Origin of the sequence: Marinobacter litoralis, from assembly GCF_016427555.1 — a bacterium.
In the GTDB taxonomy this organism is placed as follows: Bacteria; Pseudomonadota; Gammaproteobacteria; order Pseudomonadales; family Oleiphilaceae; genus Marinobacter; species Marinobacter litoralis_A.
Window position 1 is genome coordinate 95,446 of record NZ_JAELVS010000002.1, and the last position, 22,957, is coordinate 118,402.

General features: G+C 51.7%; 19 protein-coding genes. 13 read left to right on the top strand and 6 right to left on the bottom strand.

Features of this window, described 5'->3' with window-relative positions; all coding sequences use genetic code 11:
• Positions 1-14: 14 nt before the first annotated feature.
• The 4 genes from nqrF to sthA all read left to right on the top strand — a co-directional run bounded on the left by nqrF (position 15) and on the right by sthA (position 4,016).
• Positions 15-1,241, top strand: coding sequence for an NADH:ubiquinone reductase (Na(+)-transporting) subunit F (gene nqrF, locus JAO79_RS08035; RefSeq protein ID WP_199006750.1), 1,227 nt, complete (start codon positions 15-17; stop codon positions 1,239-1,241).
• Positions 1,242-1,250: 9 nt separating this feature from the next.
• Positions 1,251-2,300 (top strand): FAD:protein FMN transferase, encoded by a 1,050-nt coding sequence (locus JAO79_RS08040; RefSeq protein WP_199006751.1) that lies wholly within the window; start codon positions 1,251-1,253, stop codon positions 2,298-2,300.
• A 12-nt stretch (positions 2,301-2,312) separates the two neighbouring features.
• Positions 2,313-2,555 (top strand): (Na+)-NQR maturation NqrM, encoded by a 243-nt coding sequence (gene nqrM / locus JAO79_RS08045; RefSeq protein ID WP_199006752.1) that lies wholly within the window; start codon positions 2,313-2,315, stop codon positions 2,553-2,555.
• Positions 2,556-2,624: 69 nt separating this feature from the next.
• Positions 2,625-4,016, top strand: coding sequence for a Si-specific NAD(P)(+) transhydrogenase (gene sthA / locus JAO79_RS08050; RefSeq protein ID WP_199006753.1), 1,392 nt, complete (start codon positions 2,625-2,627; stop codon positions 4,014-4,016).
• Between the two features lie 25 nt (positions 4,017-4,041).
• Here sthA and JAO79_RS08055 read toward each other — a convergent pair whose 3' ends face one another.
• The 4 genes from JAO79_RS08055 to dusA all read right to left on the bottom strand — a co-directional run bounded on the left by JAO79_RS08055 (position 4,042) and on the right by dusA (position 8,100).
• Positions 4,042-4,815, bottom strand: a complete 774-nt coding sequence (locus tag JAO79_RS08055; RefSeq protein ID WP_199006754.1) for a glycerophosphodiester phosphodiesterase — start codon at positions 4,813-4,815, stop codon at positions 4,042-4,044.
• Entirely contained in the window at positions 4,812-5,939 is a 1,128-nt protein-coding gene (locus JAO79_RS08060; RefSeq protein ID WP_199006755.1) for a 3-deoxy-7-phosphoheptulonate synthase, read from the bottom strand. Before JAO79_RS08060 ends, JAO79_RS08055 begins: the two co-directional genes overlap by 4 nt.
• A gap of 55 nt (positions 5,940-5,994) precedes the next feature.
• Entirely contained in the window at positions 5,995-6,960 is a 966-nt protein-coding gene (tal, locus tag JAO79_RS08065) for a transaldolase (protein WP_199006756.1), read from the bottom strand.
• A gap of 117 nt (positions 6,961-7,077) precedes the next feature.
• Complete coding sequence (gene dusA / locus JAO79_RS08070; RefSeq protein WP_199006757.1) at positions 7,078-8,100, bottom strand: tRNA dihydrouridine(20/20a) synthase DusA; 1,023 nt, start codon at positions 8,098-8,100, stop codon at positions 7,078-7,080.
• Between the two features lie 211 nt (positions 8,101-8,311).
• Here dusA and JAO79_RS08075 point away from each other — a divergent pair, with 211 nt between their 5' ends.
• From JAO79_RS08075 to JAO79_RS08110, 8 genes are all read left to right on the top strand, one after another.
• Complete coding sequence (locus JAO79_RS08075; protein ID WP_199006758.1) at positions 8,312-9,010, top strand: pirin family protein; 699 nt, start codon at positions 8,312-8,314, stop codon at positions 9,008-9,010.
• Between the two features lie 225 nt (positions 9,011-9,235).
• A complete protein-coding gene (locus JAO79_RS08080; RefSeq protein ID WP_199006759.1) occupies positions 9,236-11,425 on the top strand; it encodes an EAL domain-containing protein in 2,190 nt (729 codons plus the stop codon).
• Between the two features lie 66 nt (positions 11,426-11,491).
• Positions 11,492-12,403, top strand: a complete 912-nt coding sequence (locus tag JAO79_RS08085; protein ID WP_199006760.1) for an ROK family protein — start codon at positions 11,492-11,494, stop codon at positions 12,401-12,403.
• A 419-nt stretch (positions 12,404-12,822) separates the two neighbouring features.
• The gene (locus JAO79_RS08090) at positions 12,823-15,447 is read left to right on the top strand and encodes a Z1 domain-containing protein (RefSeq protein WP_199006761.1); all 2,625 of its coding nucleotides are present in this window, start codon (positions 12,823-12,825) and stop codon (positions 15,445-15,447) included.
• Positions 15,440-16,459, top strand: a complete 1,020-nt coding sequence (locus tag JAO79_RS08095) for a PD-(D/E)XK motif protein (protein ID WP_199006762.1) — start codon at positions 15,440-15,442, stop codon at positions 16,457-16,459. Before JAO79_RS08090 ends, JAO79_RS08095 begins: the two co-directional genes overlap by 8 nt.
• On the top strand, positions 16,456-18,321 hold the full coding sequence (locus JAO79_RS08100) for a hypothetical protein (RefSeq protein WP_199006763.1): 1,866 nt from the start codon (positions 16,456-16,458) through the stop codon (positions 18,319-18,321). The genes JAO79_RS08095 and JAO79_RS08100 overlap by 4 nt, the downstream gene beginning before the upstream one ends.
• Entirely contained in the window at positions 18,318-19,226 is a 909-nt protein-coding gene (locus JAO79_RS08105) for a hypothetical protein (protein ID WP_199006764.1), read from the top strand. The genes JAO79_RS08100 and JAO79_RS08105 overlap by 4 nt, the downstream gene beginning before the upstream one ends.
• Complete coding sequence (locus tag JAO79_RS08110) at positions 19,223-19,987, top strand: hypothetical protein (protein WP_199006765.1); 765 nt, start codon at positions 19,223-19,225, stop codon at positions 19,985-19,987. Before JAO79_RS08105 ends, JAO79_RS08110 begins: the two co-directional genes overlap by 4 nt.
• A gap of 38 nt (positions 19,988-20,025) precedes the next feature.
• Here the strand turns inward: JAO79_RS08110 and JAO79_RS08115 are convergent, their stop codons facing one another.
• A complete protein-coding gene (locus tag JAO79_RS08115) occupies positions 20,026-21,600 on the bottom strand; it encodes a DNA cytosine methyltransferase (RefSeq protein ID WP_199006766.1) in 1,575 nt (524 codons plus the stop codon).
• Positions 21,601-21,683: 83 nt separating this feature from the next.
• On the opposite strand from JAO79_RS08115, the gene JAO79_RS08120 reads away from it, so the two are divergent.
• The gene (locus JAO79_RS08120; RefSeq protein ID WP_320158954.1) at positions 21,684-22,142 is read left to right on the top strand and encodes a very short patch repair endonuclease; all 459 of its coding nucleotides are present in this window, start codon (positions 21,684-21,686) and stop codon (positions 22,140-22,142) included.
• Positions 22,143-22,164: 22 nt separating this feature from the next.
• Here JAO79_RS08120 and JAO79_RS08125 read toward each other — a convergent pair whose 3' ends face one another.
• On the bottom strand, positions 22,165-22,923 hold the full coding sequence (locus JAO79_RS08125) for a transporter substrate-binding domain-containing protein (RefSeq protein ID WP_199006768.1): 759 nt from the start codon (positions 22,921-22,923) through the stop codon (positions 22,165-22,167).
• Positions 22,924-22,957 lie beyond the last annotated feature (34 nt).

Sequence of the window (22,957 nt, forward strand, 5' to 3'; positions counted from 1 at the left end):
GAAAAGGCGAGACCATGTATACAGAAATAATACTCGGCGTGGTCATGTTCACCGTTATCGTTCTGGCGCTTGTTGCGGTCATCCTCGCGGCAAGATCCAAACTGGTAAGCACCGGTGATGTGACCATCGAAATCAATGACGACCCGGAACACACCGTGAAAACGGAAGCCGGTGGAAAGCTTCTGGGCACGCTGGCCAACAGCGGTATCTTCCTGTCTTCTGCTTGTGGCGGTGGCGGTACCTGCGCTCAGTGTAAGTGTAAAGTTCTGGACGGCGGCGGCGCGATGCTGCCGACTGAAAAGACACACTTCACCAACCGTGAAGAGAAAGAAGGCTGGCGCTTGTCGTGTCAGGTTCCTGTGAAACAGGACATGAAGATCGAAGTGCCGGAAGAATTCTTCGGTGTTAAGAAGTGGGAATGCGAAGTCATTTCCAACCACAACGTGGCTACGTTCATCAAAGAACTGGTACTGAAGCTACCAGAAGGTGAGGAAGTGGACTTCCGCGCTGGTGGTTATGTGCAGCTGGAGTGCCCTCCGTACGAAATCGACTTCAAGGATTTCGCGATCGAGGAAGAGTTCCACGAAGATTGGGACAAGCACGACATCTGGCGTTACAAGGCGATCAACAAAGAAGAAACTATCCGGGCCTATTCCATGGCTAACTACCCGGAAGAAAAGGGTCTTCTTAAGTTCAACATCCGTATCGCGACGCCGCCTCCGGGCAGCGATCACCCACCAGGCATCATGTCGAGCTACGTGTTCAACCTGAAGCCGGGTGACAAGGTTACCGTAATGGGGCCGTTCGGTGAGTTCTTCGCCAAGAAGACTGAGGCCGAAATGGTATTCGTTGGCGGTGGTGCGGGTATGGCGCCGATGCGTTCGCACATCTTTGATCAGCTCAAACGCCTGAAGTCTAAGCGTAAGATCAGCTTCTGGTACGGTGCACGTAGTGTTCGCGAAATGTTCTACGTAGAAGATTTCGACGGACTGGCTGAAGAAAACGAAAACTTCGAGTGGCATGTGGCATTGTCTGATGCCCTGCCAACCGATAATTGGGAAGGGCCTACCGGCTTCATCCACAACGTGTTGTACGACAACTATCTGAAGGACCATCCGGCGCCTGAAGATTGTGAGTTCTACATGTGTGGCCCCCCAATCATGAACGCGTCTGTCATCAAGATGTTGAAAGATCTTGGTGTTGAAGACGAAAACATCATGCTGGATGACTTTGGAGGTTAATTAGCTCAAATGACATCCCGCATGTTTGGACCCGTCAGGGTGGTTATGGCCAGCGTCATTATGACGCTGGCGGTGGCCGCCCTGGCGGGTTGCTCGTTTCAGGAAGAAGAAAATATCTGGGAGATCTCTGGTGGGATCTTTGGAACCAGCTATCACATCAACGTCGTATTGCCGGACGATAATGCCAAGCTCAAACTGCTGGCACAGGGCATTCAAAGCGAGTTGGAGCAGGTCGATAGCGCGATGTCGACCTGGAAGCAGGATTCTGAACTTTCCAGATTGAATCAAAAAACGAATCAGGCGGAGTGGACAACTCTTTCGGCCTCGTTATTCGAAGTGATTCAGCGCGCTCAGGAAATTTCAGCCCAGACTGACGGCGCCTTCGATGCCACCATCGGGCCGGTGGTTAATCTCTGGGGGTTTGGCCCGGAGGCCAGGCCTGAACACACGCCCTCCGATGAGGAGCTGCAACGGATGCTAGGCGTGACCGGCTGGGAGTTCCTGGAGCTTGATTCAGAAGCGTTAGCTATCCGCGCCAGCAAACCCCAGTACATCGACTTGTCTGGTATTGCCAAGGGCTATGGGGTGGACGTGGTAGCCCGATACCTCGACAGCCAAGGTGTGCAGGCCTACCTTGTTGAGATAGGAGGCGAGGTTCGTACCCGAGGCCGCAAACCGGATGGTGATATTTGGCGGCTGGCGGTAGAGACGCCTTCCGAACAGGCGCGCCAGGTAAATGTGGTGGTGGCGTTGGATCAGAAATCGATGGCGACCTCCGGTGACTATCGTAACTATTACGAATCGGAAGGGCAGCGATATTCCCATACAATTGATCCAGATACCGGTAAGCCGATCGATCATCGGTTAGCATCTGTAACCGTTATCTCGGATGATTGTATGACAGCCGATGCAATGGCGACGGCGTTCAATGTGATGGGATTTGAGCGGGCGATGAGCCTGGCGACCCGTGAAAACATCCCGGCGTATTTTATTGTAAGGGGCGAAGCTGGATTTGACGTGCACAGCACGCCGGCGTTTTCTTCTTACGTTGTCCAGTAAAGGGGGCAGGGTATGAGTACCTTTTTGTTAGTTTTGGCGATTGTGGTTTTGCTGATGGTAGGGATGTCCGTTGGCGTTATATTCGGGCGTAAGCCGATCAGTGGTACCTGCGGTGGTATTGGTGCGCTTGGTATCAGCTCGTCGTGCGATATTTGTGGTGGCAACACCCAAAAGTGCGAAGAGAGCCGTTCTGAATCTGCAGCGCCTGTTAGCGCAGACGATCTGACGTACGACGCCAGCAAAATCGATAAATAACGACAGGCGATCACACACTCAATAATTAAAGCTACGCTGACGAGACGTAGATAAGGAGATACTGCGCGCATGGCAGAACATCATTACGACGTTGTTGTTATTGGTGCCGGCCCCTCTGGTGAAGGGGCGGCAATGAACGCGGCGAAGCATAACAAGCGCGTTGCGATCATTGAGGACAAGGCCACCGTAGGGGGTAACTGTACTCACTGGGGGACCATTCCTTCCAAGGCACTGCGTCATTCTGTTAAGCAGATTATCACCTTCAACACGAACCAGATGTTCCGGGACATTGGTGAGCCTCGCTGGTTCTCCTTCCCAAGGGTTCTGCAAAGTGCCCAGAAGGTCATTGGTAAGCAGGTGAAATTGCGCACGCAGTTTTACTCCCGTAACCGGGTGGACCTGCTAAACGGCCGTGCGGCGTTTCTGGACAAGAATCGCCTCGAAATTCGTGGCCATAAGTCAGTAGAAACGATCCATTTTAAGCAGGCGATTGTTGCGACCGGTTCGCGCCCGTATCTGCCGCCCGATGTGGACTTCCGCCACCACCGGATTTACAACTCCGACTCGATTCTGAATCTCTCTCATACCCCGCGCACTTTGATCATCTACGGTGCGGGTGTGATCGGTTCCGAGTATGCGTCGATTTTTGCGGGCCTTGGAGTCAAGGTTGATCTGATCAACCCCGGTAGCCGTTTGTTGTCCTTCCTGGATGACGAGATTTCAGATGCGCTGAGCTATCACCTGCGAAACAACGGTGTGCTGGTTCGTCATAACGAGCAGTACGAAACCGTCAAAGGTGATGACCACGGCGTGGTGGTCACGCTGCAGTCTGGTAAGAAAATCCGGGCGGACGCCTTCTTGTGGTGTAATGGTCGCAGTGGTAATACCGACAATCTGGGCCTCGATAAAGTGGGACTTGAACCGAACAGTCGTGGCCAGTTGGCGGTAGACGATCATTACCGTACGGAAGTAGAGCACATCTACGCGGTCGGTGATGTCATTGGTTGGCCAAGCCTCGCGAGTGCTGCCTATGACCAAGGGCGTTCGGCATCATCTGATGTGGTTCAGGATGAGTACTTCCGCTTTGTGGATGATGTACCCACAGGCATTTACACCATTCCGGAAATCAGCTCAGTGGGCAAGACCGAGCGCGAGCTGACAGAAGCGAAGGTGCCTTATGATGTCGGGCAGGCGTTTTTCAAAGATCTGGCCCGTGCCCAGATTACCGGCGAAGCAGTTGGTATGCTGAAGCTGCTGTTCCACAGAGAGACGCGGGAAATTCTGGGTATTCACTGCTTTGGTGACCAAGCGGCCGAAATCGTGCACATCGGCCAGGCCATCATGAACCAGGAAGGTGAGGCGAACTCCCTGAACTACTTCATTAACACCACCTTTAATTACCCAACTATGGCGGAAGCCTATCGGGTAGCTGCACTGAACGGCCTGAACCGGATTTTCTGATTCAGGCCGCTTACCGGGCAGTCAGTTACGAATCTGGCTGCTCGGTTTCCTGGACAGGCAACGTCACCAGTGATTTAGCGCGATTATCGAAGTACATGCGCGTGCTGGTCGGGTAGTCTGTGATGATGCTGTCCACGCCCATCTCTTCGAGCGCGAGCATGTCGTGGATTCGGTTTACCGTCCATGCGGAAACGTGCATGTTCCGTTTGTGAGCGATATCGACCATTTCTTTGCTAAGAATTCGCCAATTTACACAGAAGTACTGGCAGCCAAGCGAGCTGGCAACTTTCAGTGGTTTGGGAAACTTTCGTTCAGCCACAAGCCCGATGCGGATGTTCTTGTCACGCCGGTGGATTTCTCTCAGAAACCAAGGGTCGGTCGAGGTAATGGCCGCCGTTTGGTACATGTTTCGTTGCTGAATGATCTCGGTTAACCGGTTGCAGAGAATATTGAGCCGGTACCGGTTGTCTTTCTTGACCTCCAGCTGAAGGTGTTCCAGATCGGTCAGTTGATCGAGCAAGGTTTCGAGCGCCGGAATACCGGTTGGGTGTGGCCATGAGCTGGTGTTGCGCCGGGCATCCATCTGGCTCAGCTCTTGTGCCGTGTATTTGCTGATACCGCCTTTCTGGCTGGTTGTGCGGTCAACGGTCAGGTCGTGCACCAACACCGGTGTGCCGTCTTTAGATAACGCCAGGTCAAGCTCGAAGTGCCGGACGCCTTGCCGGTAAGCATGAAGAAATCCGGGAAGCGTGTTTTCAGGGGCCTCACCTTTGGCCCCGCGGTGACCATAAATGATCATTCTGTAGCGATATCCTTTAATCGTTTGTAGATTGCCTGGCGTTTCTTCCAGGTGTCGTGGCACAGCTGGATATCTTCCAGGTAAGCCGGTAATTCATTCATCAAAAGCGCCTGAGGGCCATCCACCAGGGCTTTCTCGGGTTTCGGGTGGAAATCCACCAACACCATGTTGGCGCCCGCGATCACGCCCTGTGCGGTGGCGTGCATGACATCGAGGATGCCGTCCGGTGACTGCTGGCGCGTGCCGACAGAATGGGACGGGTCAACGCACACCGGCATACGTGTCAGGCGTTTCACCGCCGGAACGTGGGCAAAATCGACCATGTTGCGGTGTGGCTGGCCGGCTTCGGTTTTCATTCCGCGCAGGCAGAAGATCACGTTGGCGTTGCCTTCGCTGGCGAGATATTCCGCTGCATTCAATGATTCATTCAGAGTGATCCCGAAGCCTCGTTTCAGCAACACCGGGTAGGTGCTCTGGCGGCCAATGGCTTTCAGCAGCTCAAAGTTCTGGGTGTTTCGCGTACCTACCTGCAGCATCACGCCGGTAGGGCGCCCCAGCTTTTCCAGACAGGTATCAATTTCTTCAATGTGGCTTTCGTGGGTGATCTCCATCGCCACCACTTTGATGCCATGCTTGCCGGCTTTCTCGAACACCCAGGGTAAGCACCCCTGACCGTGCCCCTGAAACGAGTAGGGGTTGGTCCGAGGTTTATAGGCACCCATGCGCGTGCAAACCTGCCCGTTCTCTTCCAAAGCCTTCATCATGATTTCGACGTGCTCGGGCACATCGACGGCACACAAACCGGCAAACACGTTCAGGTTGTTCTGGTTAAAATCGACACCGTTGTAGTGGAATCCGCTTTGGCGGTTGTCGTCTTTATGGCGACCGAGAATGCGGTAATCCTCAGAAATCCGTATCGCCCGTTCAACCGCGGGCAAAGCCTCGATTTCTTCCTTGTCCAGTGGTTTGGTATCTCCCAAAAGATAGATCTCGGTCAGCCGCTGACTTACACCTTGAACTTCATGAACCCGCAGACTCACTCCGGGCAGGTTCTCCAGGTAGTGCATGGTCTGGCGGTAAGCTTCGCTATCCAGTTCGGTATTCGGGTGAAGAATGGCTAACATAATGAAATCCTCGAATTAACGGGCAATCACTACCGCCGAAGGCGCACGCTGTCGTTCAAGCAGCGCTGGCCTGCTGGCGAACCTGGTTTTCCAATTCAATCTGGTCGGCCGAGAAGCGGCGAATACCATCGGCCAGTTTCTCGGTTGCCATGGCGTCTTCGTTGGACTCCCAACGGAACAGTTTTTCGTCCACATGACCAATGACATCGCTGCTTGCGGCCGTCTCGGCGTTAAGCTTTTGGTTGAGCGTTCCTTTGTCATCCTGAAGCTCCTGCAGCAGTGCAGGGCTGATGGTGAGGCGGTCGCAGCCGGCCAGCATCTCAATCTCTCCGGTATTTCGGAAGCTTGCCCCCATAACCACTGTGTTGAAGCCGTGGGTTTTGTAGTAATTGTAGATTCGCGTGACCGATTGTACGCCGGGATCTTCTGCCGCCGGGTAGCTATCGCGGCCAGAATGGGCCAAATGCCAGTCCAGAATACGGCCCACAAAGGGTGAAATAAGGTGTGCGCCGGCTTGCGCGCAGGCCACTGCCTGAACGAATGAGAACAGCAGTGTCAGATTGCAGCGAATGCCTTCTTTTTCAAGTTGCTCGGCTGCCTGAATGCCTTCCCAGGTTGAGGCGATCTTGATCAGTACCCGGCTGGTATCGACGCCTTGTTGATCGTATAACTCGATGATTCGGCGTGCGCGCTTGAGCGTCGCGGCGGTATCAAAGGACAGCCGTGCGTCAACTTCGGTGGATACCACGCCGGGAATAAGGTCGAGAATTTCTTTGCCGGCCAGAACGGCCAGCATATCGGTCGCCAGTGTTAGCTGCTCGGCTGAAGAACCCCCCTGGCGGTGAGCCATCGTGATGGCTTTATCCAGCATGGGGCGATACGCATCTGACGCCGCTGCTTTAAGAAGCAAAGACGGGTTGGTGGTTGCGTCTTGGGGTCGCCATTGGGCAATGGCGTTCAGGTCACCGGTGTCGGCAACCACCGTGGTCATGGTTTTCAGTTGGTCTAACTTGTTCGTCATTCGTGCTGTCGTCCGCATTGATAGTTGTTATTGAAGTGCTCAGCTCCGGAACACTTTCGTAACCTCTACAATAACGGCAGCTTACAACAGGAACAAGACAACTAAAGCCGTGGGCTGTCAGATTTCCAGCATCGTTTCAGGCTCACGTACTTTCGCGAGTGCCTGTTCCACCACTTCCAGCCCCGAGCCGGGCTTGTTGGCATTTTCGCTTAAGTGGCGACGGAACTGTCTGCCGCCCGGCATGCCGAGAAACAGCCCCATAATATGGCGGGTGATGTGGGTAAGGTAAACGCCACGGTCCAGCTCTTTCTGAATGAACGGAAACATGGCCCGTAGCGCCTCGTGGCGACTGGCCACCGGGGCTTCCTCGCCGAAGAACTCCGGATCTACTTCGGTCAGCAGCCAAGGGTTATGGTAGGCCTCGCGCCCCAGCATAACACCGTCGGTATGGCGAAGATGACCGTGGCATTCATCGATGGTTTTGATGCCACCGTTGATGATGATTTCGAGTTCCGGGTAGGTCTCTTTCAAGCGATATACCCAGTCGTACTTCAGCGGTGGGATGTCGCGGTTTTCTTTCGGGCTGAGGCCTTCGAGAATGGCAATGCGGGCGTGCGCGATGAAGGTGTTACAGCCCGCAGCAGAAACCTTTTCAATAAACTCGCACAGCTCTTCCCATGAATCCCGGCCATTAATACCGATCCGGTGCTTTACGGTTACTGGCAGGCTGGTTGCGGCCTTCATCGCAGCCACACCCTCGGCGACTTTGTCTGGATGCCCCATCAGGCAAGCGCCGATCATGTTGTTCTGAACCCGGTCGCTGGGGCAGCCCACATTGAGGTTTACTTCACTGAAGCCATACTCTTCAGCGAGTTTTGCGCATTGCGCCAACTCGTCCGGGTTACTACCACCCAACTGGAGGGCCAACGGGTATTCGGCCGCGTCGTGGCGAAGAAAGCGCTGAGTATCGCCATGGATCAACGCACCCGTAGTCACCATTTCCGTATACAGCAGCGCGCGACGGCTCAGGATACGTGCTAAATAGCGGAAGTGAGGTGTCGTCCAGTCCATCATCGGTGCAATGGAGAAGCGGCGGGACGGCTCCGGTCCAGTTGTATGAGGAGAGGTAGTGTTGATCATTAAATGCTCAGCTTTGCCCGTTTGAGGCGACAATTCTAACAGGAAACCGACCGGATTGATTGAGGGGAAATCCTTAGCTTTACTCAGGGAAACTGAGTTCAATTTTACTGAATGATACGGTCAAAACGTTCCGGTTTAGTAGGCAGCCTGTTCGCCCTATAGTGGTTTTATTGGACAAATCAGTTGAAATAAATGTTGAGGAGGTTTCGCAATGATTGAGCTTAGGCCTTATAAAGAATTGGGTGGTGCACACCATGGTTGGCTCGACACGCGTCATCACTTTTCCTTTGCCGAGTATTACGATCCGAAACGCATGCACTGGGGAAAATTGCGGGTATGGAATGACGATACGATTGCGCCGCACTCCGGCTTCCCCCGGCATCCGCATCGCGAGATGGAAATCATCACCTATGTCCGCAAGGGCGCGATTACGCATCAGGACAGTTTGGGTAATCGTGGCCGAACCGAGGCGGGCGATGTGCAGGTGATGAGCGCTGGCACCGGCATTTCACACAGCGAGATGAACGAGGAAGACGAAACCACGCAGATCTTTCAGATCTGGATCATGCCCGATGAGAAAGGATTAGCGCCGGCCTGGGGCACTAAACCCTTTCCGAAAGGAGAGCGCAGTGGGGCTTTCGTCACGCTCGCAAGCGGTTTGCCGGAAGATACCGATGCGTTGCCAATACGTGCCGACGCACGAATGGTGGCAGCAACGTTGGCAGCAGGGCAGAGCACGGAGTATCAGATAGCGCCGGGCCGAAAGGTTTATTTGGTGCCTGCGTCCGGGCAAATTTCAATAAACGGAGTGGTGGCGAGTGCCGGTGACGGCGTCGCGATTCGAGAGGAGGAGAGTTTGTCGGTTCATGCGATCGCAGACAGCGAAGTTGTTCTGATCGATGTGGCGTGAGCGAGTCCGCAAATGCGGGCTCAGCCGGCGAGATTGCTGGTTAATTATCTGGAAATGATCTATATCCTTAAAGCAAGGAGAGTCTAGGCGAAACTTATGTTTTTTTATGGTTGAGCTTTGATGTACTTAGACTTTTCGCGATCTTGGTTTGGCCGAAAGTTGGCTGGTAATCTCCAGGATTCAACGGTAGTCTCAAGTAATAACGCTTCTCTTTAAGGCATAAGAATGAATCGCATCCTTGCCGAGTTGGCGGATCAACAGAAAATTCAGGACATGATCGCCAGCCATGAACCGTTCATGGATATATTGGCGGAAGTGACGAAAATGGTGGCGCGGGAAATGCCTGACGCGACCGTGACGTTCATGATGTACGATTCAGCTGACGAAACGCTCAGCCTGGTCACCGGTGAAGGGCTGTCCGAGAGTTACCGGGCCGCCATGCAGCGGGTAAAGATCGGCCCGAACGTAGCTTCGTGTGGGAAAGCCGCCTACACCCAAAAAGTAGTCATCACCCCAGATATCTCCGATGACCCGAACTGGGCAGACTATCGGGAAAGTGCCCTTCAAGAGAATCTAAGGGCGTGCTGGTCTATCCCGGTGATTATGGATAACGACGCCCTGTTAGGCACGTTCTCAACCTATCATCCGACGCCCTGTACACCCACAGACGATCAATTGGTGTTGATCATGAGGGCTGCCGGGTTGTTGGCGTTTGCGCTGGCGCGAAAGCAGGATCAGCGGGCGCTCCGTATTCAGTCCCAGCGTTACCAGTCTTTGTTTAATTACCATCCGGATGCGGTTTTCGAGTTGGACCTGGACGGCCGTTTCGTGGCGGCTAACCGGAGTTCTGAAAACATCGCGGGCTTTGAGGAGAAGGCTATTCTTGGATTGCACTTCAATGAATTCCTCAAAGCCGAGTACCACGATACTGCCACTCAGGCGTTTGATCAGGCGCGCAAGGGCATCCCTCAATATTATGAAGTGGTTGCTTATAACATCAGCGGCGACGAGTATTTGATCGAAGTGACGAATCTTCCGATTATCGTCGATGACGAGGTGGTCGGTGTGTACGGCATTGCCAAAGACATCACCAGCCAGCGGGAAAGCGAACTGAAACTGCATTTTCAGCGCACCCACGACATGCTGACGGGGCTTTCTAATCGCGCCGGTTTCGAATCTCGGCTTACCGAAGATCTTCCGTTAGCCAAAGGGCATGTGGCGGTTTTGTTGATCAACCTTGATGGATTTGCCTCGATTAATGACGGTTTGGGCCATGCGGTAGGAGATCACCTGCTGCAGGCGGTGGCTGACCGGCTAGTGGCGGGGTTGGAACCCAGTGATTTTCTTGCCCGGTTTGCCGGCGATGAATTCGGTGTGTTGTTGACCGAGCGCGGGCGGGTTGAGCAGGCCCTTCCCGTGGTAGAAGGGCTATTGAGTCTGTTGGCGCGGCCCTTTGTAATCGACGAACATGTGTTGCATGTCAGTGCCAGTATTGGTGTGGCACTGGGGCGGGCATCTTCCAAGAACGCCAGTGAGCTCATTCAGCACGCACACCTGGCCGTGCGCGAAGCTAAAGCCCAAGGCCGCAATACCTGGGAATGGTATGTGGGCGATGTGGATTCCACGGTACGCGAACACATCGAGCTCAGGCGGGAATTGCTTGAAGCGGTAGAGCACGATCAGTTGGTGCTTTATTACCAGCCGTTGGTGGATGCGGTCACCGGAAAGATGACCTCGCTAGAAGCACTGGTGCGCTGGCGGCATCCCGGGCGAGGCATGGTGCCGCCCGGTGACTTTATCCCGTTGGCCGAGCGTACCGGGCAGATAATTGATCTGGACCGCTGGGTGCTGAGGCATGCTTGCCAAGATCTGAAGAATATTAATGCTGGCCGTGACAAGCCGCTTACCGTTGCGGTAAACATCTCCCCGGTGCACTTCCGGCGCAACGGATTCTTTGATGAAGTAAAGCAGGCCCTTGATGAAAGCGGGCTGAGCCCTGAGAAGCTGGAACTCGAAGTCACCGAAGGCTTAATGATGGCGGGCTCGGAGAAGGCGATCGAGCTGCTTCAGAACATTCGGGATCTGGGTGTGAGAGTCGCCATCGATGATTTTGGAACCGGGTTTTCAAGCCTGAGCTATTTGCGCCAGCTGCCCATCAACAAAGTGAAAATTGATAGAAGCTTTGTGCGGGACATCGACAGTGGCCGTGAAAATGCCGCCATTGTAGAAGGCATTATCACCATGGCCCACCACCTTGGCTTGGAAGTGGTAGCAGAGGGTATTGAAACCGAAGGGCAGCGAAATGATCTTGTAAACCGCCGCTGTGACATGCTGCAAGGCTTCTATTTCTCTCGGCCGGTGCCGTTGGACGACCTTCTTCAATTGCCGCATCAGCTCCCCGCCGCAGACGAATAGTGCAGCCATAACAGGGAAGGCCTAGAATTTTCCCCTCCTAGGGGCGGATTTGGAACGGAGCGTTGCATGCACAGTGATTGGTTGGTCGGAATCGACTTGGGTGGTACCAAAACGGAAGTGATTCTGATTGACCGGGAAAGCAACGAGCACTTCAGAAAGCGTGTGGCTACTCCGGGTGGGGATTACCGAGCCACTCTCGAAACCATTCACTCGTTAGTCCTGGCTGCAGAATCACAGGCCGGTAAGCATGGATTGCCAGTGGGTGTTGGAATACCCGGAAGCATTTCTGGCATCACCGGTACCGTCAAAAACGGCAACTCCGTTTGGCTCAACGGCCAGCCTATGCAGAAGGATTTGAGCGCGTTGCTGCAGCGGCCGGTAACCCTTACCAACGATGCCAATTGCCTGGCGCTTTCCGAGGCAACCGATGGAGCCGGCAAGAACCATAACGTGGTGTTCGCCGCCATACTGGGCACCGGATGCGGCGCGGGTATCAGCGTGAACGGACGAATACTCACCGGCCCAAACGGAGTGGCCGGAGAGTGGGGCCATAATCCCTTAGCCTGGACCCCGCAAACCGAGCTGAATCAACGCCCCTGTTTTTGTGGCCGCTACGGCTGCAACGAAACCTTCCTGTCTGGCACCGGGCTATCCCATACCCACAAGCTTCTCCACGGCCAACAGCTGCCCGCTAAAACAATCGCTGAAAACGCCCTGCAGGGCGATAAAAAGGCTGATGAAAGCATGAACCGATACCTCGACCATCTGGCCCGAGGCATAGCCGCAGTGATCAATGTGCTCGACCCGGACGTTGTCGTTTTGGGTGGCGGTATGAGTAACGCCGAGCAAATCTATCAAGAATTGCCCGAAAGGCTGTCGAGCTATGTGTTTGGAGGCGAATGCGGCACGCCCGTTGAGCGCGCGGTGCACGGGGATTCTAGTGGGGTGCGTGGGGCGGCTTGGTTGGGGGGCGTGTAGACATAGTTTGCGATACAGGCTGTTGCAGCAATGGCTAAATAGCCTTGCGGTAGAGCCCAGCCCTTAAAGCGGTCCTAGAGGTAGATGCCGATCAAGAACTATCTGATTAAGGTTAGGACGTTAGTTGGCTGGGGTGCAAGAATCAAAGAGAATGGGTCGTTTTGTGAAATTTTGTAAAACTTTGATGAGTTTGACGAAGCTCTGCTAAATTCTTTGGATTTTTTTTAGTTAGAAGGCTACGGTTCCTTTTAGGGATGATTAGCCACATAAGAATGATTTGCGACAGTTGGACGTCGAACTCCTCAGTAGTTTCATTTCAACTCTGATCGCTCCTTCGGGCAGATTATGCAATAGGTATGGGGTTAATTTTTCCAGTTGAAAATAAACTTCCCGGTAATATGTTTTTTAGGAGTTAACGCATGCCTAGCCCTCAAGTTGATGCGATAGTGTCGATGTTAGAAGACGCACTGCCTGCGTCAAAAGATCTAGAGTCAGCTCTTTCAGCTGTGAAACTTCGAAATGATGCATTAATGCCAGGAGCCTTGTCATCTGAAATTTATGACCAAGCCTACCAAATCTTGGCGAAGAGGCTAGAGAACGTTGAGGTTATAAAGGTTAATTCTGTTATAAGGAAAAGAGATCCTTGGTACTATGGGTCTAAGCCAAATGACCTGCATTGGCCAGCTCTGAAAAAATATCTAATTAATGCTAAGAACTGGCACCCCGATGATGTTGAGGGTATTGAGGAAACATCTACCGAAGTTGTCTCGCTTCTGAATAACCCCAAAGAAAATAAGTTTACGTGCAAGGGGTTGGTTGTAGGTCATGTCCAGTCCGGAAAAACAGCTAACATGACAGCCGTCATGGCAAAAGCAATTGATGCTGGTTACAACACTATTATTGTTCTGGCTGGTCTAACTAATAAACTTCGGCGCCAAACTCAACTCCGAATAATGAGTGATTTGGTTGAAAGACGCCGAGAGTATTGGCAGGTGCGAACCGCAGTAGATGAGGATGGTGATTTTCAAAAACCGCCCAATGGTGGGTTGTTGTCGCAGCCGGATAGCATTCAGCTAGCCGTTGTTAAAAAGAACGTTTCACCATTAGGAAAACTCCTGCTTGCTATTCAGGAAACCCCCCCATTCGCGCTCAAACGCTTAAAAGTTCTGATCGTAGATGATGAGTGCGACCAAGCTAGCGTCAACTCTGCCTCAGGAGAGGCGGACATGACCACTATCAATGAGCGGATTAGAGAACTTTTAAAACTCTTCCCATCAGTTACTTACGTTGGGTATACGGCAACTCCTTTTGCTAACGTATTTATTAACCCTTACAAGCCGGATGGGGTAACTCTGGACGATCTTTATCCAAGAGAATTTATAACATGTTTGCCAACTCCGGATAGGTATTTTGGAGCTAAAAAATTATTCGGCCAGCCTTCAGTTGAATCAGATCGCGATGATGATGGGGATGATGGCCTAGATATGATTCGTCATATTGATGAAGAAGAGGTGCAGCTGCTTCAGCCCGCAAAAGCAAAAGAGCGTGATGCATTCCAGCCCGCAATGGCACCTTCGTTAGAGCTGGCAGTACTTTATTTTCTTGGTTGTTGTGCTGCCCGCCGTGTTCGCGGAGATTCAGACAAGCACATGTCGATGTTAGTTCATACTTCTGCATACGTGACAATGCACGAGAAATTGGCCTCGCTTATTCAGGGGTGGTTGGAGGTTAAAGACAGCGAGTTGCGCATCGCTAGTAGCCAAGCTTCACGACGATTGCGTGAGGTTTGGGAAAGCGAAAACGGACGCTTAGGGCAAGCCATCTCTGACGAACCTGCAGTTCCCTTCTCCGATCTTATCAATGAAATTCCGGCCGTATTGGACCGTATTGAGGTGCCTGTTGAGAACGGCGCTAGTGATGACCGGATAGACTATGAGGGGGCTGCGAAAACCTACATTGTGGTGGGTGGCTCTGTTTTGGCTAGAGGGCTAACAATAGAGGGACTCATAGTTAGCTACTTTCTGCGTTCGGCTAGTCAGTACGATACCTTGCTGCAAATGGGGCGGTGGTTTGGCTACCGGTCAAGGTATGAAGACCTGCCCCGGATCTGGACCACCGAAGAGCTAGCTCTTCGTTTTCGGGCGTTGGCTGGAATAGAAGCTGAGATCCGTGAGGAGATTGAGGAATACAAGGTGCGTGAAATAACCCCAATGGATATGGCGGTTCGCGTCAGGGCAATTCCAGGCATGGCAATTACTACTGCATCGAAAATGAAATCAGCCAATAGATGCGCGATTAGCTATTGGGGGGCTCATAAGCAAACGTTCCGTTTTAACCACCGCGACCAGAATACTCTCTCAAAGAATTGGCAGGCAGCGGCAGATCTTGTTAGCCAAGCCGAAAATTTGGGATTGCGCCAGAGATCTGGTGACGGACTCGTTTGGATTGATGTTCCTCGGACGGCAGTTAATAGATTTTTTTCAACGTATGTGGCGCACCCGGACCATGCAGACCTTTCTCCAAAGGTTTTGAGTGCGTTCATTGAGGGGGCTGGTGAGGCGCTTCAAAAGTGGAATGTGGCTGTCGTAGGCTCTAAGCGAACCAAACTGTCAAACGATGACTTGGGGGTGATTGGCCCGGTCCCAACTGTTAATCGGGCTAAACTCAACTCTGCAAGTGATTCTGATACCGCAGATATAAAAGCTTTGATGTCTCGCTCCGACTTGGTGGTGGATAGCGACTTAAAATTTGAAAAGTCTATGAAGTGGTCGGATTTGAAGGTGAAAAGGGAGACGGCTGTTGGTAAAAAACCACTTTTACTTCTTTACGTAATTGACAAGGACTCAAAGCCTCAGACAGAAAAAAGTGAGACTCGATCCAGAATTGAGGCAGTGAGCGATATCCTCGGTTATGGGGTTGTATTCCCCGGTAGCAAAGAGGTTTCAGGCAATTACTTCAGTATCGAGTTGGAGTATGTGTCTGGCGATGAGATTGACCAGATAGATGACGAAGAGCGCGCTCAGGCGGAGGCTGCAAATGTCTGATGCGGAAAAGTTCGCTAGTAACCAATGGTCCTTATTGAGGCTTGGCGAATATGGTCCTTCGGCCGGGGAGTTGCCAACGCGTAAGTCCCATGTTGAATTAACAACAGGGCCCATTCGATTTGCGCTTGGGCATGGAGGGGAGGCGCGATTGCTACTCCCGCTAGGAGTTTCAGAGAAAACGGGAAGGTTCTCGGTAACCGCCGCCCTTCAAATCAAGGAGATATCGGCTGATATTGAGGGTGGTAGGTTTCGATTATTGGACATTACGTGTCGAGCCGGTGAGTTAGAAAGTGTTTTTGCCGAGGTTGTGGATGAGATTATTCTTCGGATAGAAGCGGGGGCAAGCGTTCCTGTGGCGGTACGTAGTACGCTTCAGGACTTTCGCTCACTTCTCACTCAGCCCAAAAGTAAAGATGTGGCAGCAGAGAAGGTGGTAGGGCTTGTTGGTGAACTGTTCGTGCTTAATGAATTACTCGATCACTCTGCTAGCGCCTGGAAGGCTTGGATGGGCCCACAAGGCGGGCGCCATGACTTCCGGGCAGGTGGCGTTGCATTGGAGGTAAAGAGTACCCGTTTTCCAACAAACAATTTTGTATCTATCCAATCATTAGAGCAGTTACGTGAGCCAGCGGGTGGAAGCTTGTATCTTGTCCGGTTGACATTGGAAACAACGCCAAACGGGACGTTAAATGTGTCTAGTCTTTTTAATCGAGCTGTTCGGAGGTGTGATAGGCCGGAAAAGTTGCTTGAATGTCTTAGAAAGTTGGAGTGTTACGATCCGGAGTCAGCTGAATGGAATTACCTGAGCTTTTCGCTCGAAAATGAGGTGCTTTTCCGGGTTGATGAGGCGTTTCCAAGGCTAACATTAGCAAGTTTTGAAGGCGGTCAACTTCCGTTCGGTGTTCATAGTGTCGAATACGATGTTGATCTAAGTTTAGCCAGCGGTTCGATTGTTCATTGCTCCCGTAAGGCTATGATTAATAAGGAATTAGTGAAGTATCTTGCACAATGATGAACTTGCACTCAGAGCAATACGGAAAATCTGGAAATATTGGAGAGAATTTTAGGAGACTGCTAGGCTCACCGTCCCTAGACCCCCTCCAGACGCTAATTCGTGAGTCGGTTCAGAATATTCTGGATGCAGCTAAATTGGGCAAGCCTCCAGAAGTACTAATCAGGCTGCGACAGTTGTCGCGTGAGCAAATGGACGTTTTGGCTACCAAGGCGCTTTATGATCTTCCAAAAGAGGAAGGGTCTTGTGAGCGGCTTGCTCGGCTCATAGATACAGATCGCCCGATAGTTCTTGAAATTTGTGACTTTGGTACAACAGGACTAGGCGGACCTACCCGTTCTGATCAAATGCCTGTAGGGACTACGCAAACTGACTTCATTGATTTTTTGAGAAATATCGGAAGTAGTCGTGATACCAGTCACGGCGGAGGGACTTATGGGTTCGGAAAGGTGTCTCTTTATGCGATGAGTTCTTGTAATACCATTTTAGTGGACACATATGTAAACGGAGATAACGAGAAATCACGCCGATTTATGGGCTGCCATGTAGGCAAATCATTTGATGTTGAAAATAATGGGTATTTACAACGGTACACTGGTCGTCATTGGTGGGGGGAGCTTTCCCCCGAAGGCGACTTTGCAGAGCCGCTGATCAATGAGTCCGCCCGCATACTTGCTAGCTCTCTAGGGTTTCCGGATCGAGGGGAATGCAGAACCGGCACCTCGATAATGATTCTTGGTTTTGAGGTTCGAAATGAGGATGGCTCTGTAGAACCTCCGGAATTGGTAGGGAAAAAAATTGTCGAGACACTTCTGTGGAATTTCTGGCCGAGAATGATGGCGAGTACACCGGCTGCCAGGAGGTTGGCCTGTAAGGTTGAGGTTGATGGTGAAGGCCTCGAAATACCTGCACCCGAACTATTTCCGCCTCTGGATCTTTTTTGTCAGGCAATGAACAAGATACGTTCAGGGAATGATAGTGACGTTGACATGATTTCGTGTCAACGGCCTGCCCGCGATCTTGGAAAGCTGGCTATACAAAAGGGACTTAAAGCTAAGAGGAGGCGGCTTGTAGAGACAGGGAGCACGTTCCCTAGGATTGCTAGCCACATAGCCGTAATGAGGCCGGTAGAGTTAGTGGTTAGATATGTCCAAGGTGATCCTTTGCCTGATGAGAGGCTGGAATGGGGTGGGGTGTTTGTTGTCAACTCTGACGATGAAGTGGAGCAGGCATTTGCAGATGCCGAGCCCCCTGCCCACGATGACTGGATCCCGGACCACTTGCCCAAGGGGCACCCCAAAACATTTGTCAATGTCGCGTTGCGAGAGATAAAAAAGGCTGCCCGTGAAGTTGCTATAGTGAGCGCATCACCGGGTCCGCAAGGTGAGGCGGGCCTCTCATTGGCTAAGGTCGCAGGCGAAATTGGGGCTATTCTTGACAAAGGACTTGGAGGCGGGGCAGGCCGTAAACGGATAAGTTCTGGCAAATCGGGATCCGCGTCTCGGACGGCCCAAGTAACGCGGCCTATTTTTGATAGGTTGTTGGATGGGTATAGTTCACACACTGGTCCTGTAGCTGTTTTTCGTTCTGAAGTTCTTCAGGGCTCAGGTAGGTCTGGGGTTCGAGTTCAAGGCAGCGCGATGTTTGCTATTGACGGCGGAGGCCTTTCGTCGCCTAACGACATTGTTGAAAAACCCGAAATCCTCGAGTTTCGCTTTGAGACGGCGTCCTACCGTACCGTTGGTGATATGTGCGGTGTGGATGTGAATGGGGAAGTAGGGGTTATTGAAGTGTTAGTGGCCCTTCCAAAACATGGAGCTGTTACGGTGAGTCTAAATGTATTGACTGAGGGGGGGGTATGACTGCCAGTGTTGCATTCCCTTTTTTGACTGTACCCGATAGTAACGTCATTGCTGAACCATGGTTTATTCGCGTGGATGGTGGTGAGCTTGCACCCGCAGCGGAGTTCGTTGCGGGTTGGGATTATGCTTGCAAAATAGAATTGACCAGAAACATTGAGGTCAGCTTTGAAGAAGCTGCAGAGGCACTGGGGATTTCCCCCAAGAACTTGGAGTTGGAGTTGCTAGTCGAAGTCGGAACAGGAGCTGGCCGTTACCCAAGGCAAATGTTGACTTGTGCGCGTTATCCCATCACGGCATCAGCTAGTCGAGCTGAAGTGAAGTTGATTCCTGATAGTTCAAGTTTGTCGTCGTTGATCTTTTTGACAACAACATTGGTGCTAAGTGCCTCCCCTGCTGAGGCACCGCGCCTCTCACCGATACAAACGAATAGCAAGCTTTGGTCTGAACGATCCACTATGAGGCTTGACGGGGATGAACCAAGGTTTCCGATAGAAACAGCGAGGTTTAGTAGTTTTTTTCAAGACCTGCCGGAATCCAACTCTCCGTGGTATATGAGCTGGAATCCAGGCGATTGGAATCGAGATTTTCATGGTGCTGTACGCCTATATCTCAACACTGAGTTTCCTCAATTTATTGAAAGGCTTCAAGCTGGTGATGACTTTGCTTTACGGTATCTTAGTGTTGAGATCATTGGTCAGATTTTGGAGAAACTGATGGATGAGGAGGATGCCCAAGATATTATCGATAATGCTCCAGCAGGCTCTCTTGGGGCTCAAGCTGGGAGTTGGGTCAGCTTGGCTTGGCCAAACACTCCTATCAATACGCTCCAGCAGAAAGCGGAGACCCAGCCGGGGAGGTTTAGGGCTTGTATCTGGGCGATCGCTGACCGGCAGGAGGAGTTGTGATTGTAAAATTGTTTCCACGGCTGAGACGGGCTGCAGTGGATCAGCTTTTGGACAAACTAGAACCGACTGCCAGAGGGTCAGCTTTCGCGTTGGCTTATAGTCTGCCTGATGCTGTTTACTATGCTCCGACTGGTGGGGCCAAGGTGCCTCATTCGCAATTAACAGGACTCAGAACAGCTATTCTTGAAATAGCAAAAAAAAATGGGTATCCGAGATCGCCTGATCGTGCACAGGCATCTGAGTTTGATGCAGAGGCTTCAATCCAGCTTGTGGAACTTACTGGGGCTAACAATGGTGAGTTTTTACGAGATGATGTCTGGGCGTGTATAGCAACGGTGTTGTTGCCTGACATTGTTACCTGGAGGTTCTCGCTCGGAGCGAGAGAGCGGTATCATGGCGGAATAAGAAACGCGTTTCAGCGTCTTTGGTTGAGGGGGGTGGTACTGGATCGAGGTGAGGGGCACCAAGAACGTTGGGGGTTGTTGCAATCGTTGACTGAGGATGCACTTGTTCAGATAACGGAGAGGCCAAGTATTGCTAGTAGCAAGGAGCTCTCCCTTGCCCTCGCCGAGGGTTGGGTGCAGGCATCGTGTAAGTATGGGGTTAGGAAAATGGAGGAGCTTATGCGGAAGGTGACGCTTCAGGTCCGGCTGCATAACGAAATTCGCCACCTTGCATCGATGTCAACTGAGGATCTTGAGGGTTTCATCAATCAACTTTTTGAGGATGCTGCTTATCGATCCGGCCTTGCACCTGCCTGAACACACTCTCTTTTGTTCAGGCAAGCGCTGTCTTTGTTTCAGGCTTCCAGCAGCTCAGATACGACGGTTGCGATCCGGTGTGCGAGTAATGGTGGGACGGCGTTTCCCACCTGAACATATTGCTCGGTCCGATTCCCCTCGAAAAAATAATTGTCTGGAAAAGTCTGAATTCTTGCGGCTTCCCGGACGGTTAAGCTCCTACACTGTGCTGGATCGTAGTGGATGAAGTAGTGTCCGTCTTTAGAAATATGGCTCGTAACTGTACTGGCGACGCGATCTTTGGCCTGGACTTTGAAACGATCCGTAAAGTTGCCGCTCTTCCAGTTTTTGTGTGCTGGAGCCAAGCTTTCAGGGTAATCTCGTGAACGTGGTGAGACACCGTCGTTGGCTGCAGCAAAGCAACTTGCATAAAGGTAGCGGTGCAGGTCTTCGGCCATATGATTTCTGGCTTCATGATTCACGAACCCTGCCAAATGTTCATCTGCAAACCACTCTTCGAGCTTTTCGGGCATGCAACTTTTGTGTCGACTTTTAGTGGCGACAAACCTCCCACCTTGATTCAGAACCTCAGAAGCAGAGTAGTATGCTTTTTCAGATTTTTGTTGCGCAGCTTGCGAGAAGGCTAACTCTGGATGAACCTTAAGAAAACCTTTCTCAAAGTTTTGTTTCCACGTTTGGTAGTCATTGGGCTTGGTCCTCGAAATCCCGCTTCTAAGAGAAGGAAGGTCGGACAATACCTGCCCTGTAGTAACTTGATGCTCTGTTCTCCAAGGAGCCAGAAGTTCTCCTGTCATGTTTTTTCGCATGAGGTCTTTGCGAACACCCAGAAGAATGACCCTGTGGCGCGCTTGAGGAATACCGAACTCTTCAGCACGAATCACGAAATCCTTGTTCTGGTAGTTGCCGTACAGATTGTGATTTTCAAGTGGGTGAGCAAAGGGTAGTAATTCATACTCGACTTCTTTGCTGTCGCTCTCAAGTGCACGAGAGGGGCAGGCGAGATCCTCCCGAATCTTCTCGAAAATTGACTCGCCATTAACCTTGGCAGTCAGGATGCCTTTGACATTCTCCATGACAAAAATGTCTGGCTGAACGAGGTCCAGAACTTTCAGATATTCTTTGTACAGGAAGTGTCGGTGGTCTTCTTCGGCAACATACCCTTTTATGCCTTTGTTTCTGGCTCTGCCAACGAGGGAGTAAGCTTGGCATGGAGGCCCGCCGATAACGATTTTTTTTCCTTTATGTCCGGTAAGCTGTTTTTCTATTGCTGCAAAAATTTCATTATGGTCTTCACTGCCCAACGCTTTGGGGCCACCCAGCGTTTCTTGCTTTGCAGCTGCCCACTCTTTTGGGAACTTCTCTGAGAAAAACTGCTCCGCACTCACTTTTGGGTTGCCGCGAAGGTATTCGTAATACTCAGCTGGAGTTTTGCGCCCCAAAAATTGACGGTAAAAGGCGCGCAGAGTGAGCGTTTTGTGAGCGCTGGCTTCTTTTTCCACTGAAGCAACGATCTTGAAAGGGTGTTTTCCACTCGAAGTCCGAAATGCGGAAAATCCTTCGCCAAGCCCGCCCGGGCCTGCAAAAAGGTCGATTACTTTTATAGTGTCGGTCATCGAAAGTTCGCCAAAATTAGGTAGGGGTGTAGGATACCAGGTAGGGCTTTAAATTCCAGGAGGTATTTTGCGAAGTGATTGATGTGGTAGACCGTGCTACTCGGTCCAGAATGATGGCCGGCATCCGAGGTAAGAATACTAAACCGGAAATTATGGTCCGAAAAACGTTGCACGCGCGTGGTTTCAGGTTTCGCCTGCACCGCAAAGATTTGCAGGGCTCGCCGGACTTGGTTCTGCCGAAATATCGTGCAGTTATCTTCATTAATGGGTGTTTCTGGCACGGTCATAATTGTCATCTATTTAAATGGCCTCAAACCCGGTCCGATTTTTGGTATTCGAAAATTAAGGGAAATATCTACAGAGATCAGCGGAGCCTGGATGAATTGTTGAGGCTTGGATGGCGTGTCTGCACCCTTTGGGAGTGTGAGATCAAAGGAGTGGGAGAGTATCGGCGCTTGGAGGTTATTGATGAACTAGAAAGTTGGCTTAAGAGTAGTTCGATCAAAATTGACATGCCACATTCGCGCACGCAGTGCGAATGAACGACGTACTATAGATGATTGATTAATTCGTTTGCCCCCACTCCCCCCGCCGCTCCCTAAAACTTTCCAAAATATCCTCAATAATACCTTCTTCCTCCATCTGTCTGAGAACACCAGGCAGAGCATTGGCCAACTCCCGTTGGCGCAGGTTTAGATAGTGGTAAAGGTTAAAGGTCGCCATAGGCTCTTCAACGAGATGCAGGCCGGACAGGAATCTGGGTTCGACGGGGCTGAAGTGTGCGACAAAGGTAAAAAACGCGGCGTCTACGCGTTTGGCTTGAAGCAGGCTGAGTGCCTGACGATTGCTGTTGGTGTATACGGAAATTACGCCCATGTTTTGCGCCGTTAATTCGGAAATGATAATGCCCCGCCTGATTGCAACCGTTGTGAGTTTCGGCGGGGGTAGGGCCAAGTGGTGCGTTTCGCCTTTGCGAACGACTGCCCTCAAGGTTCCCCGAAACAGCACGTGCTCCACGCGGATCAAATTCGGAAACAGCTGCTCAACGCGTCCTATCCGAAAAAGGTCGCCGTCGAACACCCCGGTGTTGGCCATCATCAGGGCTCTGCGTGAAGGCGTAATAATAACGGAGGCGTCTACGCCCAGCCTTTGATAGGCCCGTTTGATTATTGCTGCTCCGGCGGCTGTGGTGGGTTCATCATAAATCGCGGCAATCTGGACGCGTTCAGGCAGTTCGGCACCGGAGTGGGCGGGTATCATAAAAAGCGCTAGAAAAAGCCAAGCGCGATAGGCTTTACTGGTGAGCATGACTGCTGCACTCATTTTGCGTAAACGGCTACCTTTTCGAAGGTAGGTG